General features: G+C 64.5%; 19 protein-coding genes and 1 pseudogene. 8 read left to right on the top strand and 12 right to left on the bottom strand.

Annotation, left to right across the window (positions count from 1 at the left end; translation table 11 throughout):
* Positions 1-170: 170 nt before the first annotated feature.
* Together Q362_RS0107165 and Q362_RS24730 are read left to right on the top strand one after the other, a co-directional pair.
* Positions 171-1,325: an MFS transporter gene (locus tag Q362_RS0107165; RefSeq protein WP_028318127.1), complete on the top strand. Its 1,155-nt coding sequence runs from the start codon at positions 171-173 to the stop codon at positions 1,323-1,325.
* A gap of 312 nt (positions 1,326-1,637) precedes the next feature.
* Complete coding sequence (locus Q362_RS24730; protein ID WP_028318126.1) at positions 1,638-2,591, top strand: peptidylprolyl isomerase; 954 nt, start codon at positions 1,638-1,640, stop codon at positions 2,589-2,591.
* Positions 2,592-2,692: 101 nt separating this feature from the next.
* On the opposite strand, the gene trpS is transcribed toward Q362_RS24730, so the two are convergent.
* The 6 genes from trpS to Q362_RS0107130 all read right to left on the bottom strand — a co-directional run bounded on the left by trpS (position 2,693) and on the right by Q362_RS0107130 (position 12,287).
* Positions 2,693-3,661: a tryptophan--tRNA ligase gene (trpS, locus tag Q362_RS0107155; RefSeq protein ID WP_028318125.1), complete on the bottom strand. Its 969-nt coding sequence runs from the start codon at positions 3,659-3,661 to the stop codon at positions 2,693-2,695.
* 133 nt (positions 3,662-3,794) lie between these two features.
* Complete coding sequence (gene dnaK / locus Q362_RS0107150) at positions 3,795-5,726, bottom strand: molecular chaperone DnaK (RefSeq protein ID WP_028318124.1); 1,932 nt, start codon at positions 5,724-5,726, stop codon at positions 3,795-3,797.
* Positions 5,727-5,827: 101 nt separating this feature from the next.
* Positions 5,828-6,418 (bottom strand): nucleotide exchange factor GrpE, encoded by a 591-nt coding sequence (locus tag Q362_RS0107145; protein ID WP_028318123.1) that lies wholly within the window; start codon positions 6,416-6,418, stop codon positions 5,828-5,830.
* Between the two features lie 266 nt (positions 6,419-6,684).
* Positions 6,685-8,016, bottom strand: coding sequence for a pyridoxal phosphate-dependent aminotransferase (locus tag Q362_RS0107140; protein WP_028318122.1), 1,332 nt, complete (start codon positions 8,014-8,016; stop codon positions 6,685-6,687).
* Between the two features lie 142 nt (positions 8,017-8,158).
* Positions 8,159-10,822: a putative bifunctional diguanylate cyclase/phosphodiesterase gene (locus tag Q362_RS0107135; RefSeq protein WP_169737377.1), complete on the bottom strand. Its 2,664-nt coding sequence runs from the start codon at positions 10,820-10,822 to the stop codon at positions 8,159-8,161.
* Between the two features lie 112 nt (positions 10,823-10,934).
* The gene (locus tag Q362_RS0107130) at positions 10,935-12,287 is read right to left on the bottom strand and encodes a sigma-54-dependent transcriptional regulator (RefSeq protein WP_028318120.1); all 1,353 of its coding nucleotides are present in this window, start codon (positions 12,285-12,287) and stop codon (positions 10,935-10,937) included.
* Positions 12,288-12,421: 134 nt separating this feature from the next.
* On the opposite strand from Q362_RS0107130, the gene Q362_RS0107125 reads away from it, so the two are divergent.
* From Q362_RS0107125 to Q362_RS0107100, 6 genes are all read left to right on the top strand, one after another.
* The gene (locus Q362_RS0107125; protein ID WP_028318119.1) at positions 12,422-13,705 is read left to right on the top strand and encodes a class I SAM-dependent RNA methyltransferase; all 1,284 of its coding nucleotides are present in this window, start codon (positions 12,422-12,424) and stop codon (positions 13,703-13,705) included.
* Positions 13,706-13,836: 131 nt separating this feature from the next.
* Positions 13,837-15,324, top strand: coding sequence for a lysine--tRNA ligase (lysS, locus tag Q362_RS0107120; protein ID WP_028318118.1), 1,488 nt, complete (start codon positions 13,837-13,839; stop codon positions 15,322-15,324).
* Positions 15,325-15,342: 18 nt separating this feature from the next.
* Positions 15,343-16,569, top strand: coding sequence for a lipoprotein-releasing ABC transporter permease subunit (locus tag Q362_RS0107115; RefSeq protein WP_028318117.1), 1,227 nt, complete (start codon positions 15,343-15,345; stop codon positions 16,567-16,569).
* Positions 16,562-17,299 carry an ABC transporter ATP-binding protein gene (locus Q362_RS19605; protein WP_051553845.1) on the top strand — a complete coding sequence of 246 codons (738 nt, stop codon included), beginning with the start codon at positions 16,562-16,564 and terminating at the stop codon, positions 17,297-17,299. The genes Q362_RS0107115 and Q362_RS19605 overlap by 8 nt, the downstream gene beginning before the upstream one ends.
* Positions 17,269-18,063: a hypothetical protein gene (locus tag Q362_RS19600; RefSeq protein ID WP_051553843.1), complete on the top strand. Its 795-nt coding sequence runs from the start codon at positions 17,269-17,271 to the stop codon at positions 18,061-18,063. Before Q362_RS19605 ends, Q362_RS19600 begins: the two co-directional genes overlap by 31 nt.
* A gap of 270 nt (positions 18,064-18,333) precedes the next feature.
* The gene (locus tag Q362_RS0107100) at positions 18,334-19,302 is read left to right on the top strand and encodes an MBL fold metallo-hydrolase (RefSeq protein ID WP_211248462.1); all 969 of its coding nucleotides are present in this window, start codon (positions 18,334-18,336) and stop codon (positions 19,300-19,302) included.
* Positions 19,303-20,120: 818 nt separating this feature from the next.
* Here Q362_RS0107100 and asd read toward each other — a convergent pair.
* From asd to Q362_RS24830, 6 genes and pseudogenes are all read right to left on the bottom strand, one after another.
* Positions 20,121-21,239, bottom strand: coding sequence for an aspartate-semialdehyde dehydrogenase (gene asd / locus Q362_RS0107095; protein ID WP_028318115.1), 1,119 nt, complete (start codon positions 21,237-21,239; stop codon positions 20,121-20,123).
* 38 nt (positions 21,240-21,277) lie between these two features.
* Positions 21,278-22,198 (bottom strand): ribose-phosphate diphosphokinase, encoded by a 921-nt coding sequence (prs, locus tag Q362_RS0107090; protein WP_028318114.1) that lies wholly within the window; start codon positions 22,196-22,198, stop codon positions 21,278-21,280.
* A 24-nt stretch (positions 22,199-22,222) separates the two neighbouring features.
* The gene (gene leuB / locus Q362_RS0107085; protein ID WP_028318113.1) at positions 22,223-23,305 is read right to left on the bottom strand and encodes a 3-isopropylmalate dehydrogenase; all 1,083 of its coding nucleotides are present in this window, start codon (positions 23,303-23,305) and stop codon (positions 22,223-22,225) included.
* A 108-nt stretch (positions 23,306-23,413) separates the two neighbouring features.
* The gene (gene rsmG / locus Q362_RS0107080) at positions 23,414-24,070 is read right to left on the bottom strand and encodes a 16S rRNA (guanine(527)-N(7))-methyltransferase RsmG (RefSeq protein ID WP_028318112.1); all 657 of its coding nucleotides are present in this window, start codon (positions 24,068-24,070) and stop codon (positions 23,414-23,416) included.
* Entirely contained in the window at positions 24,057-25,367 is a 1,311-nt protein-coding gene (gene hisD, locus Q362_RS0107075; RefSeq protein WP_035215938.1) for a histidinol dehydrogenase, read from the bottom strand. The genes rsmG and hisD overlap by 14 nt, the downstream gene beginning before the upstream one ends.
* A 47-nt stretch (positions 25,368-25,414) precedes the next feature.
* Positions 25,415-25,543 (bottom strand): annotated as a pseudogene (locus Q362_RS24830) (IS5/IS1182 family transposase); the annotation flags it as partial.

Raw genomic sequence — 25,543 nt, 5'->3', positions numbered from 1 at the left:
GAGCGGCCCGGCAGGGAGCAGGCCGTCCTGCCGGCGGCAGGGTCGGTTCGATTCCTGTTGCGCCCGGCCGACGGAGGGCCTATTGTCGTCGTCGGCCATCGGGGTCCGACGGCAACCGGGCCGTCCCCCGACACATGACCGCGCAATCTTTCCCGTAACGCCCGTCGACCATGCGGCTTCCCCACTCCGCCACGCTCTGGACCCTGCTCGCCGGCAATTTCGTCATAGGTTGCGGCGTCCTGGCGCCCGCCGCCCTGATCAACGACCTGGGCCAGGCCTTCCGCGTCGACGCCGCCACCGTCGGCACCATGCTGGCCTACGGCGGCGCCTTGCTCTGCCTCGTCTCGCCGCTGCTCGCCTTTCTGTTCAATCCGCTGGACCGCCGCCATCTGCTGACCGGCGCCCTGGTGCTGTTTGCCCTCGGCCATTTCAGCTCGGCCCTGGTGACGGACTTCGACGCACTGCTGGCGATCCGTCTGCTCATGATCCCGGCCGTGGCCTGCTTCACGCCGCAAGCGGCCAGCGCCGTGTCCCTGTTCATTCCGGCCGAACGCAGGGCCAGCGCCATCACCTTCATCTTTCTCGGCTGGTCCCTGGCCTCGGCCATCGGCATCCCGCTGATCAACCTGATCGGTTCGCTGGCCGACTGGAAAACGGCCTATCTGCTTCTGGCCGCCGCCTGCGCTTTGGCGGCCGGCGCCGTTTGCATCACCCTGCCGCGCGGCCTGCAGGCCCATCGCCTCCCGGTGGCCGCCTGGGGCAAGGTGTTCGCCTCAGGCAAAATCTGGGCCATCCTCGCCGTCTCCTGCCTGGCCATTGCCGGCCAGTACATCAAGTACCCCTATATCGTATTCGAGCTCACCACCAGGCTGACCCCCGATCCGCCGACCATGGCCCTGCTTCTGGCCATCTATGGCGGTGCCAGCATCCTGGGCACCGCCACCGCCACCAAAGTGGTCGGCCTGCTGGGGGTCCGTGCCACGGTGAGTTCGTTTCTCGCCGTCATCCTGGCCGGTCTGATCTGCTGGATCAGCGAACCCACCCTGCTGACGCTGACCGGCGCGACCCTGTTCGTCTGGGGCATGGGCATGAGCCCGGCCATCGCCGCGCAGCAGGCCCGCCTGATCGAGGCCGATCCGATGGCCGCCTCGGCCTCGACCTCGCTGAACACCTCGGTGGTGTACCTCGGTCAGGCCGGCGGCACCCTGCTGGGCGGCGAACTGCTGACCAGCGGCCGGACCGGACTGGCCGGAGGCGTGGCCGTCGCGCTGCTGGCCGCGGCCCTGTGCGCCTCGGTGCTCCTCCACCGCCGCCATCGCCTCTGAACACCTGCCCATGCCCTTGTCGACAGCCCCGGCGGGGCGCTCCCAGCCCTCATTTTCATTGACAAGGCATCGCCGGCTTTGTAAGCAGGCCCCTGATTGCCGTTTTCGCACGAAATCGCGACACCGATGTTCCGCGCCCGGAAACGCCCTCTTTTTCTGTCCCGTGGGTTCCGAGACGCGGAGTTCCCCATGGCCGGACACCCCAAAAAGTACCACCGGAGACTTTCAATGAACAGAGTGCTTGTCCTCCTGTTTCTGCCCGTGCTGCTTTTCTGTTCCGGACATCCAGCATTTTCAGCCGAGGAAAAAAAGATGAAAGACGGACTGTATGCCAACATCGCCACCAGCAAGGGCGACATCCTGGTCAGGCTCCACTACCACAAAACTCCGCTGACGGTCATCAACTTCGTCGGTCTGGCACAGGGCACCCTGCACCTGGGCGGCAGCAGCAAACCGATCGGTTCCCCGTTCTACAACGGCCTGACCTTCCACCGGGTGATCGCCAACTTCATGATCCAGGGCGGCTGCCCCCTGGGGACCGGCACCGGCGGTCCCGGCTATACCTTTCCCGACGAATTCAACCCGAGCCTGCGGCATGACGGCCCCGGCGTGCTTTCCATGGCCAATGCCGGTCCCGACACCAACGGCAGCCAGTTCTTCATCACCCATGTCGCCACGCCGCACCTCGACGACCGGCACACCGTCTTCGGCCGGGTGGTGGAGGGCCAGGACGTGGTCAACAAGATCGACAAGGGAGATACCATCAAGGAAATCACCATCATTCGCGTCGGCAAGGAGGCGGAAACCTTCAAGACCGATCAGGCCGCCTTCGATGCCGCCCTCGCCGCCACCAAGGATCGGGAGGCCAATGCGCTGAAGGCGCAGGAAGAAAAAATCAGGAAAATGATCAGGGAGCAATGGCCCAAGGCCGTGCGGAGCGATTCCGGTCTCTATTCCCAGATCGAGCAGAAGGGCGAAGGCCAGCCGCCCTCCGCCGGCACCATGATCAAGGCCCATTACACCGGCCGACTGCTGCTCGGTAACCGCAAGTTCGACAGTTCCTACGACCGGGGCGAGCCCATCGCCTTCCCGGTGGGCACCGGCCGGGTCATCCGCGGCTGGGACGAGGCCTTGAGCCAGATGACGAAAGGCGAAAAGCGGACCCTGATCATCCCGCCCGAGCTGGCCTATGGCGAGCGGGGCGCGGGCGGCGTCATCCCGCCCAATGCCTGGCTGGTCTTCGACGTCGAGCTGGTCAGTTTCTGATCGCTCGCATCATCGGACAATAAAAAAGGCGGGGAGCAGTCCCCGCCTTTTTTATTGTCTTGCCGCAACCGGCTTGCAGGCGCGGCCCGCACCATCTCTTTTCAGTACGTGAGCCCCATCCGGTCCCGCGCCAACTCCAGGGTCGCCATCGCCTTGGCGCGGGCCTTTTCCGCGCCCTTGGCCAGCACCTGACGCAGATGGTCGGGGTTGGCGAGCAGTTCCTGTTTCTTGGCCCGGGCCGGGGCAAAATAGTCGTTGATCAGTTCGAACAGGTCCTGCTTGAGATAGCCGTAGGCAGCCCCCCCGTTCACGTAGAGATCATGCACCTCGCGCATCTTCTCCGGCGGCGCGAACAGCTTGAGCAGGGCGTAGAGGTTGCAGGTGTCCGGGTTCTTGGGCGCCTCCACCGGAGTGGCGTCGGTCTGGATGGCCATCACCCGCTTGCGCAACGCCTTTTCGTCGAGGAAAATGGGGATGGTGTTGTCGTAGGATTTGGACATCTTCTGGCCGTCGAGACCGGGGACGATGGCCGTGCTCTCGCTGATCTCCGGCTCCGGGATCACGAAGGTCTCGCCGTAGGTGTTGTTGAAGCGGATGGCGATGTCCCGGGCCACCTCGACATGCTGCTTCTGATCCTTGCCCACCGGCACCCGCTGCGCCTGATAGAGCAGGATGTCGGCGGCCATCAGCACTGGATAGGAAAACAGGCCGTGACTGGCCGGGATGTTCTTGGCCACCTTGTCCTTGTAGGCATGGCAGCGTTCCAAAAGCCCCATGGGGGTGAGCACGGACAGCATCCAGGTCAGCTCGCAGACCTCCGGCACATCCGACTGCACCCAGAAGGTGCAGCGGTCCGGGTCGAGGCCCAGGGCCAGAAAGTCGGCGGCGGCCTCGAGGGTGCCCTGGCGCAGCCGGTCGCGGTCCTGCACCGAGGTCAGGGCGTGGAGATCGACGATGAACACATAGAGATCCGCCGACTCCACGTGACGGATCATGGGCTGCATCATACCGAAATAGTTGCCGATATGCAGTTTGCCCGAGGGTTGGATGCCTGAGAGTATTCGTTTCATGGTGTGTCCGTGCTCAAAAGGTGACGTTGGGAACATGTAACCGGAGCGTTATAGCGCAAATGCAAAAAAAATGGGAGCACGGAATGGACCGTGCTCCCCGATCTCTTTCCGCCCGTGGGGCGGAGCGAGCCGCTTACTTCACTTCCTCGAAGTCGGCGTCGACGACATCGTCGTCGTCCTTGCGCTTGCCGCCGGCGGCCCCCGCTCCCGCCGCCCCGGCACCGGCGCCGCCGGCGTCACCGGGATTGGCGCCCTGGCCCTTGGCCTGGGCATACATCAACTCGGCCAGCTTGTGCGAGGCCTGGGTCAGGGCTTCGGTGGCACTCTTGATGGCGGCGGCGTCCTCGCCCTCCATGGCCTTCTTGACGTTGTCGATCTCCCTTTCCACATTGGCCTTGGTGTCGGCGTCCACCTTGTCGCCCAACTCGTTGAGGCTCTTGGTGGTCATGTGGATCATGGAGTCGGCGTTGTTGCGCGCCTCGACCAGTTCCTTGCGTTTCCTGTCCTCTTCGGCATGGAGTTCGGCGTCCTTCTTCATCCGCTCGATCTCGGCCTCGGACAGGCCGGACGAGGCGGTGATCCGGATCGACTGCTCCTTGCCGGTGCCCAGGTCCTTGGCCGATACATGGAGGATGCCGTTGGCGTCGAGATCGAAGGTCACCTCGATCTGGGGCACACCGCGCGGCGCCGGCGGAATGTCCGCCAGCTCGAACCGGCCGATGGTCTTGTTGTTGGCGGCCATCTCGCGCTCACCCTGGAGCACGTGAATGGACACCGCCGGCTGGCTGTCGGCCGCGGTCGAAAAAACCTGGCTCTTCTTGGTGGGCACGGTGGTGTTCTTCTCGATCAGTTTGGTCATGACCCCGCCCAGGGTCTCGATCCCCAGGGACAGCGGGGTGACGTCGAGCAGGAGCACGTCCTTGACGTCGCCCTTGAGCACGCCGCCCTGGATGGCGGCGCCGATGGCCACCACCTCGTCGGGATTGACGCCCTTGTGCGGGTCCTTGCCGAAGATGGCCTTGACCTTCTCCTGGACCTTGGGCATGCGGGTCATGCCGCCGACCAGGATGACCTCGTCGATGTCGGCCGGATTCAGGCCCGCATCCTTGAGCGCGGTGCGGCAGGGCCCCTCGCAACGGTCGATCAGATCCTCGACCAGGGCCTCCAGCTTGGCCCGGCTCAGCTTCATGTTGAGGTGTTTCGGGCCGGTGGCGTCGGCGGTGATGAACGGCAGGTTGATGTCGGTCTCCATGGCCGAGGACAACTCCTTCTTGGCCTTTTCCGCCTCCTCCTTCAACCGCTGCAGGGCCATCTTGTCGTTGCGCAGGTCCACGCCCTGGTCGCGCTTGAATTCGTCCGCCAGCCAGTTGACGATGCGCATGTCGAAGTCCTCGCCGCCGAGGAAGGTGTCGCCGTTGGTCGACTTGACCTCGAACACGCCGTCGCCGATCTCGAGGATGGAAACATCGAAGGTGCCGCCGCCGAGATCGAAGACCGCGATCTTCTCCTCGCCCTTCTTGTCCAGACCGTAGGCGAGCGAGGCGGCGGTCGGTTCATTGATGATCCGCTGCACGTTGAGTCCGGCGATCTTGCCCGCATCCTTGGTGGCCTGGCGCTGGGCGTCGTTGAAGTAGGCCGGCACGGTGACCACCGCATCGGTGACCGTCTCGCCCAGGTATTCCTCGGCGGTCTGCTTCATCTTGCCCAGGATCATGGCCGAAATCTCGGCGGCGGTATAGGTCTTGCCGCCCACCTCAACCACGGCATCGCCGCCGGGGCCCTCGACGATGGCGAACGGACTGACGCCGATCGATTTCTTGACTTCCGGGTCGCTGAATTTCCGGCCGATCAGCCGCTTGATGGCGAACAGGGTCCGGGTGGGGTTGGTGACCGCCTGCCGCTTGGCGATCTGGCCGACCAGCCGTTCGCCGCTGTCGGAAAAGGCCACGATCGACGGCGTGGTCCGGTTCCCCTCGCTATTTTCAATGACCTTGGGGTCACCGCCCTCCATGATGGCCACGCACGAGTTGGTGGTCCCCAAATCGATTCCTATTATTTTTCCCATAATCCCAATCTCCTGTCTCTCCTGTCTTTATTCCCGGCTTCTTCGGCCGGATCAAATCGTTCAATAGAATAAGGTGTACTGTGTACTGAAACCGGACCGTGTCAAGCCGATTTTTCCGGACCGCTGGACACGACCACCTGGGCATGTCGCAGAACCCTGTCCTTGAACCGATAGCCGCGGGCGAACTCCCGCAGGACATGGTTGGCGGGCACCTCGGCGCTGGCTTCCATGGTCAGGGCGTCGTGTTCGTCGGGATTGAAGGCGAGGCCAACGGCATCCAGGGGTTCCACGCCGTACCGCTCCAGGGTGGCGACCAGCCCCTTGCGGGTCAATTCCACACCCTGCACCATGGCCTGCAACTTCTTGCCCTGGTCCTCGGCGGCGGCGCCCCCCTGTTCGATAGCCCGGTCCAGGTTGTCCAGGGTCGTCAGCAGATCGCGGAGGATGTTCTCGCCGGCATACTTGAGCAACTTGCCCTTCTCCCGCTCCATCCGCTTCCTGAAATTGTCGAACTCCGCGGCCATCCGCATCAGCTGGTCGCGGGTTGCCGCCAACTCCCGCTGCAGGACTTCCGTCTCGCTCTCCTGACTCGTTTCGGCCTCTCCGACAATCGCCCCATCGCCCGGATCCCCGGCGGTGTCCATCACGCCCTGTTCATCGGCAAGCTCCTGTTCCTTCGCCTCGTCTGCCACCTCTCCTCTCCTTGTCTCTAGAGTTCCACCACAGCAACTTCCGGCCCGTTCCGGCACGTGGCCCGCCCGGTTTCGGGCCGGTCAAATCTGGTGCGAACAATAAGTATGGCAAAAACCAGTGTCAAGGGAAGGGAACGGGGATTTACGGGGGAAAACAATGCAATAAATTTGAAGAATACCGGGGGGAAACAGAAGGGAGAGACCCGAAAAAAGCCCTGATCGCCACCCGGCGGTCAGGGCTGCATTCACCGCGAAGACGGCACGGGTCAGCGGCAACGGCCACAGGTCTGGGACGAGGCGACGTAGCGCTTGATGCTGGCGGCGATGGAGTGGAAGATCTCGACGAAATCCTCCTCGTTCTTCTCCAGCAGGGTGATGCGGAATCCCTGGAGATCGGTGGCGAAGGAGGACAGCGGCACGACGCAGATGCCGGTCGCGGCCAGCAGGTAATAGACAAACCGCTTGTCCGGCTGGATGTTCGATCCCGACACCAGATGTTCCACGGTTTCGCGGACCTCGTCGTTTTCGATGGGCAGGGCCTGCTGGTGGTTGAGCACCCCCTCCTCGAAGACCGCGCTCATGTAGAAGGCGCCGTTGGTGCGGTTGACCAGGAGCCCCTTGACGTTTTTGAGGATGTCGTAGGCCAGGTTGGAATACCGCTCGTAGCGTTTGATCCGGCTCCGGAGGTGCTCTCTGTATTGGGGATGCCGCTTGATCCGGGACAGGACGGTCTGCGGCAGGGTGGTCGAACAGACCTCCAGCATCTTGGCGTTGAGGATCGACTGGACATAGGTGGCGAACATGGGGTCGCGGCGGCGGTTGTACACCTCGATCCAGCCGCAGCGGCTTCCCGGCCAGGGCATTTCCTTGGAGATGCCGCGCATGCAGATCGCCGGCACCTTGTTGCCGATCACCGTGCACAGAGGCGCCGAGGCCGTGCCGTTGTAGGTCATGTTCTGGTAGATCTCGTCGCAGATGATGAACAGGTCGTTCTTCTCGCAGATCTCGACGATGGCCCGCATGACGTCGGCCGGATAGACCGCGCCGGTGGGGTTGTCGGGATTGATGATGAGGATGCCGGCCACCGCCGGATTGTACTTGATGTGGTTTTCGATGTCCTCGAGGTCCGGATACCAGAGATGGTTGGGATCGAGGATGTAGGTCACCGGCTGGTCGCTGGCGTGGGCCGCCTCGGCCGAACTGTGGGTGGTATAGCTCGGGGTGGGCACGAGGATGCGGGCCGTGGGCTTGAGGAAGCCGTAGACTTTAGAAATCGCGTCGCCCAGGCCGTTGAAGAAGATGACGTCGTCGGCATCGATCTGCACGCCGCCGCGGCTGTTGGTGGTCTCGGCCACGTATTCCCTGGCCGCCAGCAGGCCCTTGGTCGGGCTGTAGCCGTAGGTGGCGTCCTCGTGGACGGCCTCGGCCACGATCGCCTTCATCCAGTCCGGCACCTGCTCGCCCTTGGCGATCGGGTCGCCGATATTCTCCCAGTTGACCTGGACGCCCATCTTCTGGAGTTTCTCGCCGACACAGACGATATTGCGGATCTCGTAATTCAGTTCGCCCGCGCCAATGTGTAAAATATCCGTGCGCATACCAGGTTGCCGATCAGGATTCTGTTGATTGGATCACGAACATCAGGGCACCGCCGCCACATCGGCCACCGCGGCGACGGGCAGGGATTGCCGTTCCATCGGAAAAAACAAGGAGGGGTCTTACCACAGGGGACGGGCGGCGTCAACCGCCCAGTGTCCCGGACCGCAGCAGATCGGCCGCCTGCCGGCCGGAAAGCGGCGGCGAGTACAGCGGTCCCTGGGCCAGATCGCAGCCATGGGCACGGAGAAAGACGAGCTGGCTCTCCCGTTCGACGCCATCGACGAGCACGGTCAGGCCGAGGGCATGCCCCAGGGCAATGACCGCCGCGACCAGGGTATCGGTCCCCGCCTCCCCGACAAGGGCGGCCAGCAGTTCGCGATGGATGGCCATTCGTCCGATCCGGACCTGTTGCAGGCAGGGCAACGAACAGTACTCGATGCCGCAACCGTCCACCGCCAACCCCGGACCCAGGGCCCGGATCCGGGTCAGGAGCGCCAGCGTCCGGCCCGAGGCATGGGCGAGCGTCCCCTCCCTGACCTCGATGACGAGCAGTTCCGGGGCGATCGCCGTATCGGCCAGGGTGCGTTCGAGCGTGGAGAGGAAGTCGGGATGCTGCAACTGGCGGGAGGTCAGGGGAACGGTCACCGGCACGCAGGCCAATGCCTGGGCGCGCCAATCCCGCAGGTCGCGGCACACCCGCTCGATCAGCCACCAACTGACACTGGCCAGCATGCCGCATTCGTCGGCAACGGCAAGGAAGTCCCCCGGTTGCAGCACGCCCATTTCCGGGTGCTTCCAGGTGAAGCACGATTTCAGCCCCACCATCCGGTTGCTCTCCACTCCGAACTGGGGCAGATACTCCAGGCACAATCCGTCCGTGGCCAGCGCCTCCCGGAACTGCCGCTCGTCCAGCTGCGGCCTCCGGCCATTGAGGACAATATCCCGCCGGTAAAACTGAACATTGTTCCGACCGATCTCCTTGGCCGCGTACAGGGCGATATCGGCGCATTTGATCACTCCCTCCAACTCGACCGAGTCCTCGGGAAACAGGGCGATGCCGATGCTGGTGGAAATATTGAGTTCATGCCCGTTGACCCGGATGGGCACGGTCAGGGCCGCCATGATCTTCTCGGCGACCACGGCGGCATCCTCGCGGCTGTTCACCGCCTCGAGAACAAAGACGAACTCGTCGCCGCCCAGCCGGGCGACGGTGTCCGACTGACGGCACTGCCGCTGCAGGCGCGCCGCGACCTCGACCAGCAGGTTGTCGCCGACATCGTGCCCCAGGGTGTCGTTGATGACCTTGAACTGATCAAGATCGAGGAACAGCACGGCCACACCGGTCCGGTTGCGCTCGGCCTTGCTGATCGCCTGGGCCAGCCGGTCGCGGAGCAGCAGCCGGTTGGGCAAACCGGTGAGGGTGTCGTGGTGTGCCAGCCGGTAGAAGTGCGACTGGCTATCGCGCAGCTCTTTTTCGATCCGCAGCCGGTCGGTGATGTCCCGCGCCACCTCGATGATCCCGTACAGCTCGCCCTGGCCGTTCTTGAGCGGCGAGACCTCAAGTTCGAAGGTGTTGTTGATCCTGTTGCCGTGGAAGGAATTGTGGATCAGCTTGGCCGGCCGCCGTCGTCTCTTGACCGCCTCGACCGGGCAGGGGAACCGGGGATCCTGGCAGGGACCGTCGGCGCCGCAGAACAGGCGGTAACACTTCTGTCCCTGGAGGGTCGCGATTTCGCCGGTGCTTCGCACCAAACGGGTCGCGGCCCGGTTGATCAGCAACAGGTTGTAGTCGAGATCGATGACCATCACCGGGTCGCCGGCACTGTCGATCACGGTCTGGAGGAAATTGCGCTCCACGTCGACGGCGTCGTGCAACTGCTGCTGCACCGCGGCCAGGGCCTGTTCCTGCCGCTTCTGCAGGGTGATGTTCTGATGGGTGCCGGTCATGCGCACCGGCATGTTGTTCTCGTCCCGCTCCACCACCCGGCCCCGGTCGAGAAACCAGGACAGCTCGCCGCCCTGCTCCATCACCCGGTATTCGATCCGGTATTCATCGGTGACGCCGGTGAGATGTTCGTTGAGCACGGCCAGCACCCGTTCCCGGTCCTCGGGATGAATGAAGCGGCGGACGTCGTTCTGTGCGGCATCCCCCTCCCGGTAATCGAGCAGTTCCCACTGATCGGGGCTGGTATACATTTCGCTGGTCCTGATGTTCCAGTCCCAGAGACCGGCCTGGGAGGCGTGCAGGGCCAATTCGTACCGCTCTTCCGCCTGTCGCAGTTCCTGCTCCCTGAACTTGACCGCCTCGAAGAGAAAGAGCTGTCGCAGGGCCTGGGTGACGGCCTCGGCCAGTTCGGCGATGGTCGATTGTTCCTCGGCCGCAGGTTCCACCGCCGGCGGCATCAGGAGAATCAGGAAGCCGGAAAGACCGGAACTGCACCGCAGGGGTGCGCAGAAGGCCCTCGGCAGGGATTGGGGATCCGTCGTGGCGCAGAGCGTGCAGGCACCGTCCGCACACGCAACGACGTCCATCGCATCGGAGTGCAGCATGCGGGCCCCGCATGACGGCAGCCGTCCTTCCCGCAACTCGGCCATGAGTGGGGCGGCATGCTCGCCCAGCCCCGTTTCGGCGGTGATCATGCCGCCCGATTCCTGGTCGAGCAGGGCCAGCAACGCCGCCCGATAGATCGCCTCGCCGGTCAACCGGTCGCATATTCCCTGCAGCAGGGTCGGCATATCCCGTTCCTGGACCAGGAAACGGCTGACGGCATAGGCGGTCCGCAACAGGGCAAAGGATCTGTTCATTTGGCTCGGCGGGCGGGCGGGGGCAACGACGGTGCCCGGCTCAACGTTCAGGTACATGGAAAATGCAAGGGCCCCTCGTCCCAGGAGGCCGCAACCACGATATTTTCGGGGTTCAGCTTATATTATAACTTTTCAACTTGTTCAAGAGCGTCTTGCGGGTGATCTGCAAACGACGGGCCGCCTCGCTGCGGTTGCCACCGGTCTCCTCAAGGGTTTTCAGAATCAGCATCTTCTCGGCCTCCTTCAGGGTGGAGGGTTCCTCCACCTCCCTGGGCGCGTTCAGGCCGGCCCAGCGCTGGATGGCCTGCGGCAGGGCGCCGATATCGAGATAGTCGCCGCGCATCAGAATCACGCCGCGCTCGATCGAATGCTCCAGCTCGCGGACATTGCCCGGCCAGGGATAGCGGTTGAGCACATCCATGCATTCCGGGGTGATGCCGCTGATCAGCCGGCCGTTCTTCTCGGCGAAGCTGCGGAGAAAGTAGTTGGCCAGCAGCGGGATGTCGCCCTGACGCTCCCGCAGGGGCGGCACCCAGAGTTCGACCACGTTGAGGCGATAGTAGAGGTCTTCGCGGAAACGGCCGGCGGCCACCTCCTCTTCGAGATCGCGGTTGGTGGCGCAGAGGATGCGGACATCCACTTTGATGGTTTCCTGGCCGCCGACCCGCTGCAGTTCGTGCTCCTGCAACACCCGGAGCAGCTTGGCCTGCATGCCGGGCGAGGTCTCGCCGATCTCGTCGAGAAAGAGCGTGCCGCCCTGGGCTTGGACGAATCGCCCCTCGCGCCGGCGGTCGGCGCCGGTGAAGGCCCCGCGCTCGTGGCCGAACAGCTCGGATTCCAGCAGGGTTTCCGCCAGGGCCGCGCAGTTGACCTTGACCAGCGGTCCCCGGGCGCGCAGGCTTTTGTGATGCAGGGCCGCGGCCACCAACTCCTTGCCGGTGCCCGATTCGCCGTTGATGAGCACCGTGGCCTCGGTGGGGGCCACATGGACGATCATCTCCCACAATTCCTGCATCGGGGCCGATTTGCCGATGATGCGGCCGTCGTCGCCGAAGGGCTGGCCGATGTCCGGGGACTCGCTCTCCCGCTGGCGATGCCCCATGGCCACCTCGAGGGTGGTGCGCAGGCGGTCGAAATCGAGCGGTTTGGTCAGATAGTCGTGCGCGCCCTGTTTGATTGCCGCCACGGCGGAATCCACCGAGGAGAAGGCGGTCATGATGACCACCGGAATGGCGGGATTGATGGCGTGAATCCTCTTCAGGGCCTCCATGCCGTCCATGGTGGTCATGCGCACATCCATGAGGATGGCGTCGAAGGGTCCCTCCTCGACGGCGGCCACAGCGGTGGCGCCATCGTCCGCCTCGGCCGCGTCCCAGCCCCATTCGGCGAACAGCGACCGCAGCATGAACCGGTGCACCCGTTCATCGTCCACAATCAACACCTTTGCCTTCGCCTTGCTGGGCACCGTCGCCTTCCCCCCCGCTCATCTGTCTGTCCGGTTGTCCACTGTCCGACCCGGCTCCGCGGAACCATCCGTACCGCAACCATAGGTCAAATCACAACTTGAACAGAGTAACATCAAACTGTTAGAATGCGCAAATGGAACATACGCTGACGATAAAAAAGGTGATTGCCGGGGGAAAGGGGCTGGGGACACTGTCCGACGGCATGGTGGCGATGGTGCCGGGAACCCTGCCCGGCGAGACGGTCCTGGTTCGCGAGACCAAAAGCCATCGGGGCTACCGGGAGGCCTGCCTCGTCCGGATTCTCGACGCGGCGCCGGAACGGGTCGAGCCGCCCTGCCCCTATTACGGCCGCTGCGGCGGCTGCGACCTGCAGCATGCCGCCTATTCGGCGCAGTTGGCGCTCAAGCAACGGATTCTGCGCGAAGCCCTGACCCGGGCCCATCTGGAGCTGCCGCCCGACGACCCCACCCTGGCCTCCCCCCTCCCCTTCGGCTACCGCTTTCGCCTACGGCTGCACCTCGATCAGGGGGGCCGGCTCGGCTTTCACGAACAGGCCAGCAACACGGTGGTGCCCATCGACCGCTGTCTGCTAGCCACCGAGCCGATCAACCGGGTGATCGACGCCTTCGTCCACGGCGGCTGGCCCAGGGGGCTGGCCGCCGCCATCGCGACCGTCGAGTTGATCCACAGCCCGGCGGACGACACGGTGGCCGTGGTACTGCAATCGCGCCCCAAACAGCGCTTGCGGCCGGATGCCGGTTTGATCGCCGGCCTGCGCTCCCTGGCCGACGCTGTTGTCCTGGCCGCCGACCGCTCCGGCGATGCCGCCGCCCCGGTTGTCTTCTGCCAGGATTTCGGACCGCGCGGGCTCAGCTACCGTCTGTCCTGGGACCACCGCTGTTTTTTTCAGGTCAATGCCGCCCAGAACGCCCGGCTGGTCGAGTTGGCCCTCGATCTCCTGCCGCATCCGCCACTGCCCGGCACCGCCCTCGACCTCTACTGCGGCATGGGCAACTTCACCATCCCCCTGGCCCTGGCCGGCCTGACTCTGACCAGCGTCGAGCAGAACCGCCGCAGCATCCACTGGGCCCAGGTCAACAGCCGGGCCGCCGGACTGACCACCACCCGTTTTTTCGCCGCCGATGTCGAACACCAGTTGCAAGCGCTGGTGGCCGCTGGCGCCCGCTTCGATACCGTCCTCCTCGACCCTCCCCGCCAGGGCGTGGGCAAGGTCGCCGCCCTGCTGCCCCTGCTGCAACCGGCGCAGGTCCTCTCCGTTTCCTGCGATCCGGCCACCCTGGCCCGCGATCTGGCCCTGATCGTTGCGGAGGGCTACCGGCTCGTCCGCCTCATTCCGGTCGACATGTTTCCCCAGACCCACCACATCGAATCCGTCGCTCTCCTGGAAAGGATTTGACATCGACAAGCCGGCGGGCTATTTTGCCCGTTTATTTCAAGCCAGATGCCTGTTTCTCCACGTCCCCCGACGGCCCCGTTCGCCGACTTTCCGGCCAGGCGTCCCCGACAATTTTCCTTGCACCGTACCTCATGGAAACAACAAGCAATCTTCTCAAGCAGCGGCGGGAAAAAGCCGAATCCCTGGCGGAAGCCGGGGTCAAGCTGTTCAGCAACACCTTCAAGAATCCCACCCCCATCGCCGACATCCTGCCGCGCGGGGAAATGCTGACCGCGGAAAGCCGCGACGAATCCGGCACGGTTTTCCGGGCGGCCGGCCGGGTGATGTCGATGCGCAAGTTCGGCAAGGCCGCTTTTTTCCATCTCCAGGACGCAGAAAGCCGCATCCAGGTCTATGCCCGCCGCGACCTCCTCGGCGAGGAGCAGTTCGATCAGTTCAAGAAATGGGATGTGGGCGACATTGTCGGGGTCGAGGGCACGCTGTTCAAGACCAAGACCGGCGAATTGTCGCTCGAGGCCGCCGCGCTGCAGATGATCACCAAGTCGCTGCGGCCCCTGCCGGAGAAGTTCCACGGCCTGACCGACGTCGAGACCCGCTATCGCCAGCGCTACCTGGACCTGATCGTCAATCCCGAAACCCGCGACGTGTTCAAAAAGCGGGTGGAGATCATCCGCCTGATCCGCGAATTCTTGAGCAACCGCGGCTTCATGGAAGTCGAGACCCCCATGATGCAGCCGGTGCCCGGCGGCGCCACGGCCAAGCCGTTTCGCACCCACCACAACGCCCTCGACATGGACCTCTACCTGCGCATCGCCCCGGAGCTGTACCTCAAGCGGCTGTTGGTGGGCGGTTTCGAGAAGGTCTTTGAAATCAACCGCAACTTCCGCAACGAGGGCCTCTCCACCCGCCACAACCCGGAATTCACCATGCTCGAATTCTACCAGGCCTACGCCACCTACCACGACCTGATGGACCTCACCGAGGAGATGGTCTCCTGGCTGGCCCACGAGGTGACGGGCTCCATGGACATCGTCTATCAGGGGATACCGGTCAATCTGGCCCCGCCGTGGCGGCGCCTGACCATGGAGGAGGCCCTGGTGCAGATCGCGGGCATCGACCGGGCCGTGCTCGCCGACGATGCCGCGGTCATGGCGCTGGCCAAAGGCAAGGGCATCGAACTCCAGCCCGGCGCCGGTCCCGGCAAGGCCAAGACCGAACTGTTCGAGCTGCTGGTCGAGGAGAAGCTGATCGACCCGACCTTCATCACCTCCTACCCCACCGAGGTTTCGCCCCTGGCCCGCCGCAACGAGGAGGACCCGTCGGTGACCGACCGCTTCGAACTGTTCGTCACCGGCCGGGAGATCGCCAACGCCTTTTCCGAGTTGAACGACCCCATCGACCAGTTGCAGCGGTTCCAGAAGCAGATCGACGAACGCGGCGAGGACGACGAAATCCATCCGGTGCTCGACCGCGACTATGTCCGCGCCCTGGAATTCGGCATGCCGTCGGCGGCAGGCGAAGGTATCGGCATCGACCGGCTGGTCATGCTGCTGACCGATTCCCCCTCGATCCGCGATGTCATCCTCTTCCCCCAGATGAAGCCGGAAACCGGCGAATAACAGGGATTCCGCCCGCCCATGGCCGCCTTCGAATGGTTTGTCAGCCTGCGCTACCTGCGGGCCAAGCGCAAGCAGAAGTTCATCTCGCTGATCACCATCATCTCCATTCTCGGGGTGGCGGTCGGGGTGCTGGCCCTGATCGTGGTGCTGTCGGTGTACACCGGCTTCACCGAAGGGCTGCGCGACCAGATCATCGGGGTCAACGCCCATGCCCTGGTGCAGCGGTTCGGCACGGCCATTACCGACACCGAGGCGGTCACCGCCGCTATCGAGGCCGTGCCCGGGGTCGAGGCCACCACGCCCTACATGTACGGCCAGGCGCTGATCAGTTCGGCCACCCAGTCCACCGGCGTGGTCCTGCGGGGCATCGATGCGGCCAGCGCCATGCGGGTGCTCAGCATCGGCGAGAAAATGGTCGCCGGCCAACTGACCGATCTCGACAAGCCCGCCGAGGTGCCGGCCATTGTCCTGGGTCGCGACATGGCCCGCCAGATCCAGGTCGGCGTGGGCGACCGGGTCCGGCTGATCTCGCCCAACGGGCCGCTCTCGCCCATGGGCGTCCTGCCCAAGATCCGCACCTGCGTGGTGGTCGGCCTCTTCGAAACCGGGATGTTCGAGTACGACTCCACCATGGGCTATATCAACCTGGATACCGCCCGCAGCCTCACCGACCTGCGCCGGGGCGTGCACGGCATCGAGGTCCGGGTCCGGGACATCGACCAGGCCGACCGGACAGCCGCCGCCATCCAGCAAGCCCTGGGCCACGGCTATGCGGTGCGCGACTGGATGCAGCTCAACCGCAACCTGTTCGCCGCACTCAAGCTCGAAAAAATCGGCATCTTCATCGCCCTGGACCTGATCATCCTGGTGGCGGCGCTCAACATCATCAGCGCCCTGATCATGATGGTCATGGAAAAGAACCGGGACATCGCCATCCTCAAGTCCATGGGCGCCACCACCCGCGCCATCATGCGCATCTTCTTCTACCAGGGCATGGTCATCGGCCTGGCCGGCACGGTGCTGGGCGTGGCCGGAGGCCTGGGGCTGTGCGGACTGCTCAAGCGCTACAAGATCATCGAGCTGCCGAGCAACGTCTACCCCATGTCCACCATGCCGATCAAGGTGGTGCCCCTGGATGTGACCGTGATCGCGGTGTCCGCCATCCTCATCACTCTGTTCGCCACCCTCTACCCCTCGTGGAAGGCGTCGCGGGTCCGGCCGGCGGAGGCGCTGAGCTATGAATGACGCCCCCCTCCTGCAGGCCGAAGCCCTCTGCCGCTCCTACCGCAGCGGCGACGATACCATTGTCGTCCTCGACCGGGTCGATCTCGTCGTCCAACCCGGCGAGATGACCGCCATCGTCGGGGCCTCGGGTTCGGGCAAGACCACGCTGCTCCAGATCCTGGGAACCCTGGACGCGCCGGACTCGGGCCGCCTCTTCTTTCGCGGCAGGGAACTGACCGGCAAAAACGAGCCGGACCTGGCCGGGCACCGCAACGCCCACATCGGCTTCATCTTCCAGTTCCACCATCTGCTCCCGGAATTCACCGCCCTCGAAAACGTGATGATGCCCGGCCTGATCAACGGCCGGCCGCGCACAGCCCTCAAGGAGAAGGCGCAGCACCTCCTCGAACAGGTGGGGCTCGGCGAACGGTTGCACCACCGCAGCGGCGAGTTGTCCGGCGGCGAGCAGCAGCGGGTCGCCCTGGCCCGCGCCCTGGTGATGGACCCGGCCCTGTTGCTCGCCGACGAACCCACCGGCAATCTCGACGCCGCCAGCGGGAACCGGGTCTTCACCCTCCTGCGCGAGTTGAGCAGCAATCTTAACCTGGCCGTGGTCATGGTCACGCACAACATGGACCTGGCCCGCGCCATGGACCGCCGCCTGACCCTGGCCGAAGGCCGCCTCCATCCCGACAGCTCCCCTGCCTCAGGAGACCGACCATGCCCACCGCCCACCACCGCCGATCGCTGATTACCCTCGCCGCCGTTCTCCTCCTCGCCACGGGTTGCAGCAGTCACAACAAGCCCCCGGCAGCACAGGCTCCCCTTCCCTCCGAACCGCAACAGCAGATTGCCTCTCCGGTTCAGGCAATTCCTCCGGCCGACCAGGAAAAGCGCGACGAACAGTCCCTCACCTGCCGGGACGAGCGGATCATCCTGGAGAGCGAACGCAACCGCGCCGCCTGCTTTCGCCTGCAACCGGGGACCACCACGACCAAGGTGGTCAAACGGCAGGTCCCGGCGAAGAAGGCCAAGACAGCCAAAGCGTCCGGGAAGAAAGGGACAAAGACCACGGCCGCGGCGCACGTGGCCACCGAAACGAAAGTGGTGCGAACCACCGGCCGCTGCCAGCCGCAGAGTCTGATCTACGCCCGCTGCCGCACGGGGATCGACACCTGCAAGCTCGGCGACACCAGCCCGGTGCAGTGGTTTGCCTGCGCCAGAAAAAACGACGCCACCTCCGCCCTACCGCTCATCGGCTCGGTCATGGTTTTGGATGTCAACGCCCGCCGCGGCATGCCCACCGGCCACCCCGCCTATGTCGAGGCAGTCGAGAAGAACGGGAACGGCACCTGGCGCCTGCGCATCAGCCACACCAACTATGACCGCAAATGCCATCTCGACCAGGATGCCACCGTCCTGTTCGATCCCGAACGGATGACCGCCTCCTTTGAAACCGGCCCCTGGGCCACATGGGCCAAGAATCTGAAAGCGCTCGGTTTTATCCTGCGCTGACCGGACAACTCCGGCCGTCGGCCGGCCCCGCCTCGCCCCCGATCCCGGCCGCCCCAACCGGCCGGGACACCGTCCTTTTCTGTTGCCACGCCGCCGGCGAGGTCTTATACAAAAAAGATCGACACGCTGGTCTTCGCCTTTTCCCGAACCCGCATCCGCGCGCAGGCTGGACTCCCCAACACCTGGCCAAAGGCCCGCAACGACCTGTTCAACCAGCCGGTTGCCGGTTCATTCTCACCCTGTATTAAGGAGGACACGATTATGCGCCCCATGCACCGCATCCTGCTGCTGACCATCGCCCTGTTCCTTTGCTCCCTTCCTGCCGTTCATGCCCAGGCGCTCATGGCGCAGACGCAGGTGCCCGGTTATTACCGCATGCAGTTGGGCCAGTTCGAGATCACCGCCCTCTACGACGGGGCCATCCAACTGGACACCAAGCTCCTGCACAATGCCAAGCCGGCCGACCTGGACCGGCTGCTGGCACGGATGTTCGTCGGCAATCCCGCCATGCAGACCGCGGTCAACGCCTATCTGATCAACACCGGCGATCACCTGGTACTGGTCGATGCCGGCGCGGCCAAGCTCCTCGGCCCGAACCTGGGCTATATCCCGGACAACCTGAAGGCGGCCGGCTATGACCTGGCCCAAGTCGATACCGTGATCATCACCCATCTCCATGGCGATCACATCGGCGGCCTGCGCGACGGGCAGGGCAAGCCCCTCTTTCCCCAGGCCACCGTCTGGGTGCCGCAGAGGGATCACGATTACTGGCTTTCCGAGCAGATAGCCGCCGCTGCCCCCGAAAAGGCGCAGCCCGCTTTCAAGCGGGTCCGCGACATCGCCGCGCCCTATCTGGCTTCCGGCCAGTGGAAAACATTCGCCGAGGGCACGGTGCTGGTGCCCGGCATCAAGGCGGTCAAGGCCTACGGCCACACGCCGGGCCATACCGCCTATGCGGTGGAATCGGCGGGCCAAAAACTGCTGATCTGGGGCGATCTGGTTCATGCCCACGCCGTCCAGTTCGCCCAGCCGGACGTGTCTATCGAATTCGATGTCGACCAGAAGCAGGCCGTCGCCACCCGCAAGGCGATCATGGCGGAGATGGCGGCCAGCCAGTCCCTGGTGGCCGGGATGCACCTGCCCTTCCCCGGCATCGGCCATGTCCGCGCCGAGGGCAAGGGAAGCTATGCCTGGGTGCCGATCGAGTTTGCGCCGATGCCGTCGGCAGAAAAGCGGTGAAGATCACGGCTGCCTGGGCATACTGAATCAATCCGAAAGTCGAAGTGATTCCATTTCCAAATCAGACAGGATGTGATTCGCACAACAAAACCTGATAGAGGAAATGACGAACCGTACCTGCTGACAACGGGTTTTTCCCATCTGTTCCGCTGAGCATCGCAGGTCAGGGTGGATCAGACACGGGCACTGTCCGAGAGCCAGCGAGTTTGTCCGATACGCCGTGTGGTCAAGCCACACCGCTTCCGCCCTGACCGGGAAGCGCAAGAAAGCCCGAAGGGCGTAGGCTGGGTTGAGCGCAGCGAAGCCCAGCGTTCAGCGGGCAGGTTGGATTGAGCCGTTCGTTGGGCTTCCTTCGTCAGCCCAACGGGCTTCTTTTGAGCAAGCAAAAGAAGGACGGCCCTGCGCCCAGCGGAACGCCGTTTGTTCCCTGAGAAATGTTCTTTTCTTTAAAGTCAATTGGTTGGACCGAAAAAGAAAGCTCAACGTTCAGCTTGTTTGTTTCATTGCATGCATGGGGTTGAGATGCCATGGCTGCCCGGCCAGGGCCGGGGCTGTGACTTTCTTTTGCTCGCCCGAAAGAAAGTCACCATCGAGGCCGGCGTCCGACGGGAGCGCCAGCCTATCGGCTGGTGCCCTTGCCGCTTGCGAGCGCCGGGCGGCATCGGCGCTCCCGTATGAGTTTCAGGTTGGAGGAAACAGCGTGGCGCGGTCAGTCGCTTTTGTTTGTTCCCGCAATAAAAAAGGCCGCTTCCCCGAAAAGGAAACGGCCTTTAGCGTTGGTGGCGAATCGTGCGGTGATCCGCCCCTATGCAATCAGCTCACCCAATATACTCCAATGCGATCTTCAGCATCCGCCGCACCGGCTCGGCGGCACCCCAGAGCAACTGGTCGCCCACGGAAAAGGCGCTGACATACTCGGGGCCGATGTTCATCTTGCGCAGGCGGCCCACCGGGATGTCGAGGGTGCCGGTGACCCTGGCCGGGGTCAGTTCCTTCAGGGTCTGCTCCTTGGTGTTCTCCACCAGGGAGACCCACTGGTTGTGCTGGGCGATGGCCTGCTCGATGTCGGCGAGCGGCACGTCCTTTTTCAGCTTGATGGTGAAGGCCTGGCTGTGGCAGCGCATGGAGCCGATGCGCACGCAGCAGCCGTCCACCGGAATCTGGCCGGGGGTGAGGCCCAGGACCTTGTTGGTCTCGGTGACCCCCTTCCATTCCTCGCGGGTCTGGCCGTTGTCCATGGCGGTGTCGATCCAGGGGATGAGGCTGCCGGCCAGCGCCGCCCCGAAATTGGCCGTTGGAAAGGCCGGATTGCGCAGGGTTTCGACCACGTTGCGGTCGAGATCGAGGATGGCCGCGGCCGGATTGTCCAGCAGGTGTTCGGCGTTCTCGCCGATGAGCCGCATCTGGCTGACCAGCTCTCGCATGTTCTTGGCCCCGGCGCCGGAGGCGGCCTGATAGGTCTGGCTGCTGATCCACTCAACCCAGCCCTGCTCGAACAGGCCGCCCAGGGCCATCAGCATCAGGGAGACAGTGCAGTTGCCGCCGATGTATTTCTTGATGCCCTTGGCCAGGCCCTGGTCGATGACCGTGCGGTTGACCGGGTCGAGGACGATGATCGAATCAGCGTCCAGGCGCAGCTTGGAGGCGGCGTCGATCCAGTAGCCCTGCCAGCCCCTGGCCATCAGTTGCGGATGGATCTCGCCGGTGTAGCTGCCGCCCTGGCAGGAGACGATGATATCCATCTCCGCGAGCAGCGCGGCATTGGTGCCGTCCAGCAGTTCATACACCGTGCCGCCCACCTCGGGTCCGGCCTGCCCGGCCTGGGAGGTGGAAAAAAAGCGGGGCTCGTAGCCCTGAAAATCCCCTTCCTGCCGCATCCGCTCCATGAGCACCGAGCCGACCATGCCGCGCCAGCCGACAATGCCTACCTTTTTCATGCTGTTCTCCCCCTTGTGGTCATAGTGTTGCGCCTGGCTCAGTGCAGGCGGAAATATCCCTTCAATTCGTCGGCGATCACCGGGGCCACCGAATAGACCCGGAGGAGGTCGTCGCTGGTCCGGCCCGGATAGGTATCGGCGCCGATGATGCAGTTGATCCCTTTTTCGATGAACCGCTCCCTGGCGTTGCCGGCCAGGATCAGATGGGTCGCCATCACCATCACGCTCACCGCGCCGGCCTGGTAGCAGCGGTCCACGGTCTGGAGCATGGAGCCGCCGGTGCGGATCATGTCGTCGCAGATGATGGCGTTGCGGCCGCGCACCGCCCCGGACAACTGGCCGACGATGGTCTGGTCGACATCGTAGCGGTCCTTGTTGGCGGCGGTGTGCGGGCAATCGAGCAGCCCGGCCAGACGCGCCACCCGCTTGGAGAACCCGTAATCCGGCGACACCAGCACGATGTTCGTCAGTCCCAGTTGCCGGATCTTCTCCGCCGCCACCCGCTCGGTCCACAGGTGGCGGGTGCGGACCTCGCCGGTGTGGGCGTGCATCACCGACTCGGAATGCAGGTCGAGAAAGGCGACGTAATCGGGCCGGGCGCGGAAAACCTGCCGGGTGCGGGTGATGCCCTTGGGAATCTCGCCGGAATCGGGTTTGGCCCGCTCCATGGTCGAATAGCCCAGGTACGGGATCACCACGTTGACCGACAGGGCGTTCCAGTAGCGGGCGCCGGCGATCAGGTCGATCAGTTCCTGGTGGGAGGCGTCACTCTCGGTGTTGGCGACGATCACCAGATCGCAGCCGGCGATGTCGCGGGGAAAGGCATGGTACAGTTCACCGTCGGCAAAGGTGCGGGTGATCATCTCGGTCACCGGGATGTCCAGTTCCCTGGCCACGTCGGCGGCCATGCGGGCGGCGGAACCGTTGGAGATCAGGACGATGTTGTTTCGTCGCGGCATGCCATGCCTCCCTGCCGGAAAAAATTACGCCAGAATTTCGCGGGCGATCGCGTCTCCCATGGCCGAGGTCGAAACCGGGGTCACGCCGGGGGTGGCGATGTCGCTGGTCATGATCTTTTTCTCAAGGATCGCCGCCACCGCCGCCTCGATGGCCGAGGCCGCCTGCTCCAGGCCGAGGCTGTACTTGAGTAGCATGGCCGCCGACAGAATCTGGGCGATGGGGTTGGCGACGTTCTGGCCGGCGATGTCCGGGGCCGAGCCGCCGGCCGGCTCGAACAGGCCGAATTTTGAGCTGTTGAGGCTGGCCGAGGCCAGCATGCCCATGGAGCCGGTGAGCATGGCCGCCTCGTCGGAGATGATGTCGCCAAACATGTTGCCGCAGAACATCACGTCGAACTGGTGCGGGTCCTTGACCAGCTGCATGGTGGCGTTGTCGATGTAGATGTGGTTCAGCTCGACATCGGGGAAGTCCTTGGCCACCTCCTTGACCACCTCGCGCCAGAAGACCATGCAGGTGAGCACATTGGCCTTGTCCACCGAGGTCACCTTCCTGCGGCGCAGGCGGGCGGCTTCGAAGGCCATGCGGGCGATACGCTCGATTTCGGAGCGCTTGTATATCTTAGTATCCCAGGCGCGTTCGTCCGGCCCGCTGCCGTCGCGGCCCTTGGGCTGGCCGAAATAGATACCCGAGGTCAACTCGCGCACCACCAGAACGTCGAAGCCGTCGCCGACGATGTCCGGCCGTAGCGGACAGGCGAGGGCCAGGGCCTTGAACACCTTGGCCGGCCGCAGGTTGCAGAACAGGTCGAAATGCTTGCGCAGGGGCAGGAGCGCAGCCCGCTCCGGCTGCTGCGCCGGCGGCAGGCTCTCCCATTTGGGCCCGCCCACCGAGCCGAACAGGATGGCCTCGCTCGCTTCGCAGACCTTCAGGGTCGAGGGCGGCAGGGCCTCGCCGTGGTTGTCGATGGCGACGCCGCCGACATCGGCATGAGTGTAGCTCAAGGAAAAACCGAACTTCTGCTGGACCGCATCCAGCACCTTGATGGCCTCGGCCATCACCTCCGGACCGATGCCGTCGCCGGCCAGGACCGCAATTTTATGTGCCATAATGAACCTCGTGCAACAACGGAGTCATTCCGTGCGTATGTGGTGGTGAAAAGAGATTTGTTACTACCAGATCGACCGCATTTATTCCAGAAAGAAGTAGCAGAAGTGTCAGCGCACATGGACGACGGCCAGCAGCCGGGGCGCGCCTGAAAAAGGCAGGACGAAATCGCGGCGGGCGGCGAGCCGCCAGGGGCCGGCGGGAAGCTGGTCGATGCCGGCCAGGGCCTCTTCGCGGGCCAGCATGAGGATGATGCGGGTCTCCGGCGTGACCAGCGGCCGGATCAGGGGCAGGAAGACGGCCGGTTCGGCCACGGCCCGGCTGGTGACATGGGAGAATCGGCCCAGCCAGGCCGCGGCATGAGGTTCGATCCGGTCGGCCACCACCTCGATGTTGGTCAAGCCCAGGGTGCGGACGAGATGGCGCAGAAAGCTCACCCGCTTCTGCCGCGGCTCCACCAGGGTGCAACGGGCCTCGGTCAGGACACAGGCCAAGACCAGGCCGGGAAAGCCGGCGCCGGTGCCGACATCAAGCAGGTGCGCCGGGCCGTCGCTTGCGCGCAGCAGCGGCAGCAGGGCGAGCGAGTCGAGGAAGTGGCTGTCGATGGCCTGCGCCTCGGGGGTATCGCGGGCGATCAGGTTGACCCGCCGGCTCCACTTCATCAGTTCGGCCAGGTACAGCACCAGCCGGTCGCAGGCGGCCGCCTCCAGTTCGATCCCCAGTTGCCGGGCGCCCTCAATCAGCAGTTGGCGGTTATCGCTGGCCAAGCCGGACCGCCACCGAGTTGCCGTGCGCCGTCAGCCCTTCGAGACCGGCCAGCCGCCGGATGTGGTCGCCGTCGGCCTCCAGGGCCTGGCGGCAATAGCTGATGATCGAGCTTTTCTTGAGGAAGGTTTCCACGCCCAGGGCCGAGGCGATGCGGGCGGTGCCCATGGTCGGCAGGACGTGGTTGGGGCCGGCCACGTAATCGCCCGCCGCCTCCGGGGTCCAGTTGCCCAGGAAGATGGCGCCGGCATGGCGGATCTTCGGCAGCCATTGCCAGGGCTCGGTCACCTGCAGTTCCAGATGCTCGCTGGCGATGTCGTTGGCCAGGTCGATGGCCGTATCCAGGTTGTCGGCCACCAGGATCAGGCCGCGCGCGGCCAAGGCGGTGCGGGCGATATCGGCCCTGGGCAGCAGCGGCAACTGGCGTTCCAACTCCTTGCCGATATCCGCAGCCAGTTGCTCGCTGGTGGTGATGACCATGGCCAGGGCCTGGGGATCGTGCTCGGCCTGGGCCAGCATGTCGGCGGCGACAAAGGCGGCCTCGGCGCTGTCGTCGGCCACGATCAGCACCTCGCTCGGGCCGGCGATCATGTCGATCCGCACCCGGCCCATCACCTGGCGCTTGGCCTCGGCCACGTACTGGTTGCCCGGCCCGACGATCACATCCACCCTGGGAATGGCGGCGGTGCCGTAGGCCAGGGCGCCGATGGCCCAGGCCGAGCCCACTTTGTAGACCTCGTCGATACCGATTTCACGGGCCGCCAGCAGCAAAGCCGGGCTGACGCGGCCGTCGCGGCCCGGCGGGGTCACCATCACCCGCCGCCCCACGCCCGCGATCTGCGCCGGGATGCCGTTCATCAGCACGGTCGAGACCAGCGGCGTCGAGCCCTCCTTACCGCCGGGCACGTAGAGGCCGGCCGAATCCACCGGCCGCACCAGCCGGCCGGTGACCACGCCGTCGTCGCGGGTCAGCAGCCAGGAATCCTCCATCTCGCGCTCGTGGAAACGGCGGATGCGCTCGGCGGCAAAGCGCAGGCTCCCGCGGAAATCCTCGTCCGCCTCCTGTTCGGCCCGGGCGAACTCCTCGGGCGTAACCTTGAGGCTTTCCGGCGTCATCACCGGGCAGTCGAACCGGCGGCAGTAGTCGAGCACCGCCGCATCGCCTTCCCGGCGCACACGGTCCAAAATGGCGGCCACCGCCTCGCGGCAGGCGCCATCGGTTTCGTCGACGAACCGGTTGCGAATCCCGGCGGCAATCTTTTGGCCTTGGTCGGAGTTGAGCAAGACGGGTGTGATCATGGCACTCTTCCTTCACGCAGCTTCAGGCCAGGGCCTGAAATAAGTGATTATCTATAAATAACTATGACCTTGTTCAGGACAATCATGGCGGCTGCCAATGTGTTGAGTGCAATGTACGAGAGATCTGTCTTCTCGTATCGTGGTATCAATTTGCGAAACCGGTTGAACCATGAATG

The sequence above is a fragment of the Desulfobulbus elongatus DSM 2908 genome (genome assembly GCF_000621145.1).
Lineage (GTDB): Bacteria > Desulfobacterota > Desulfobulbia > Desulfobulbales > Desulfobulbaceae > Desulfobulbus > Desulfobulbus elongatus.
Note: the sequence above shows the minus strand (reverse complement) of the source record. Positions and strands in the feature narration are given on the sequence as shown.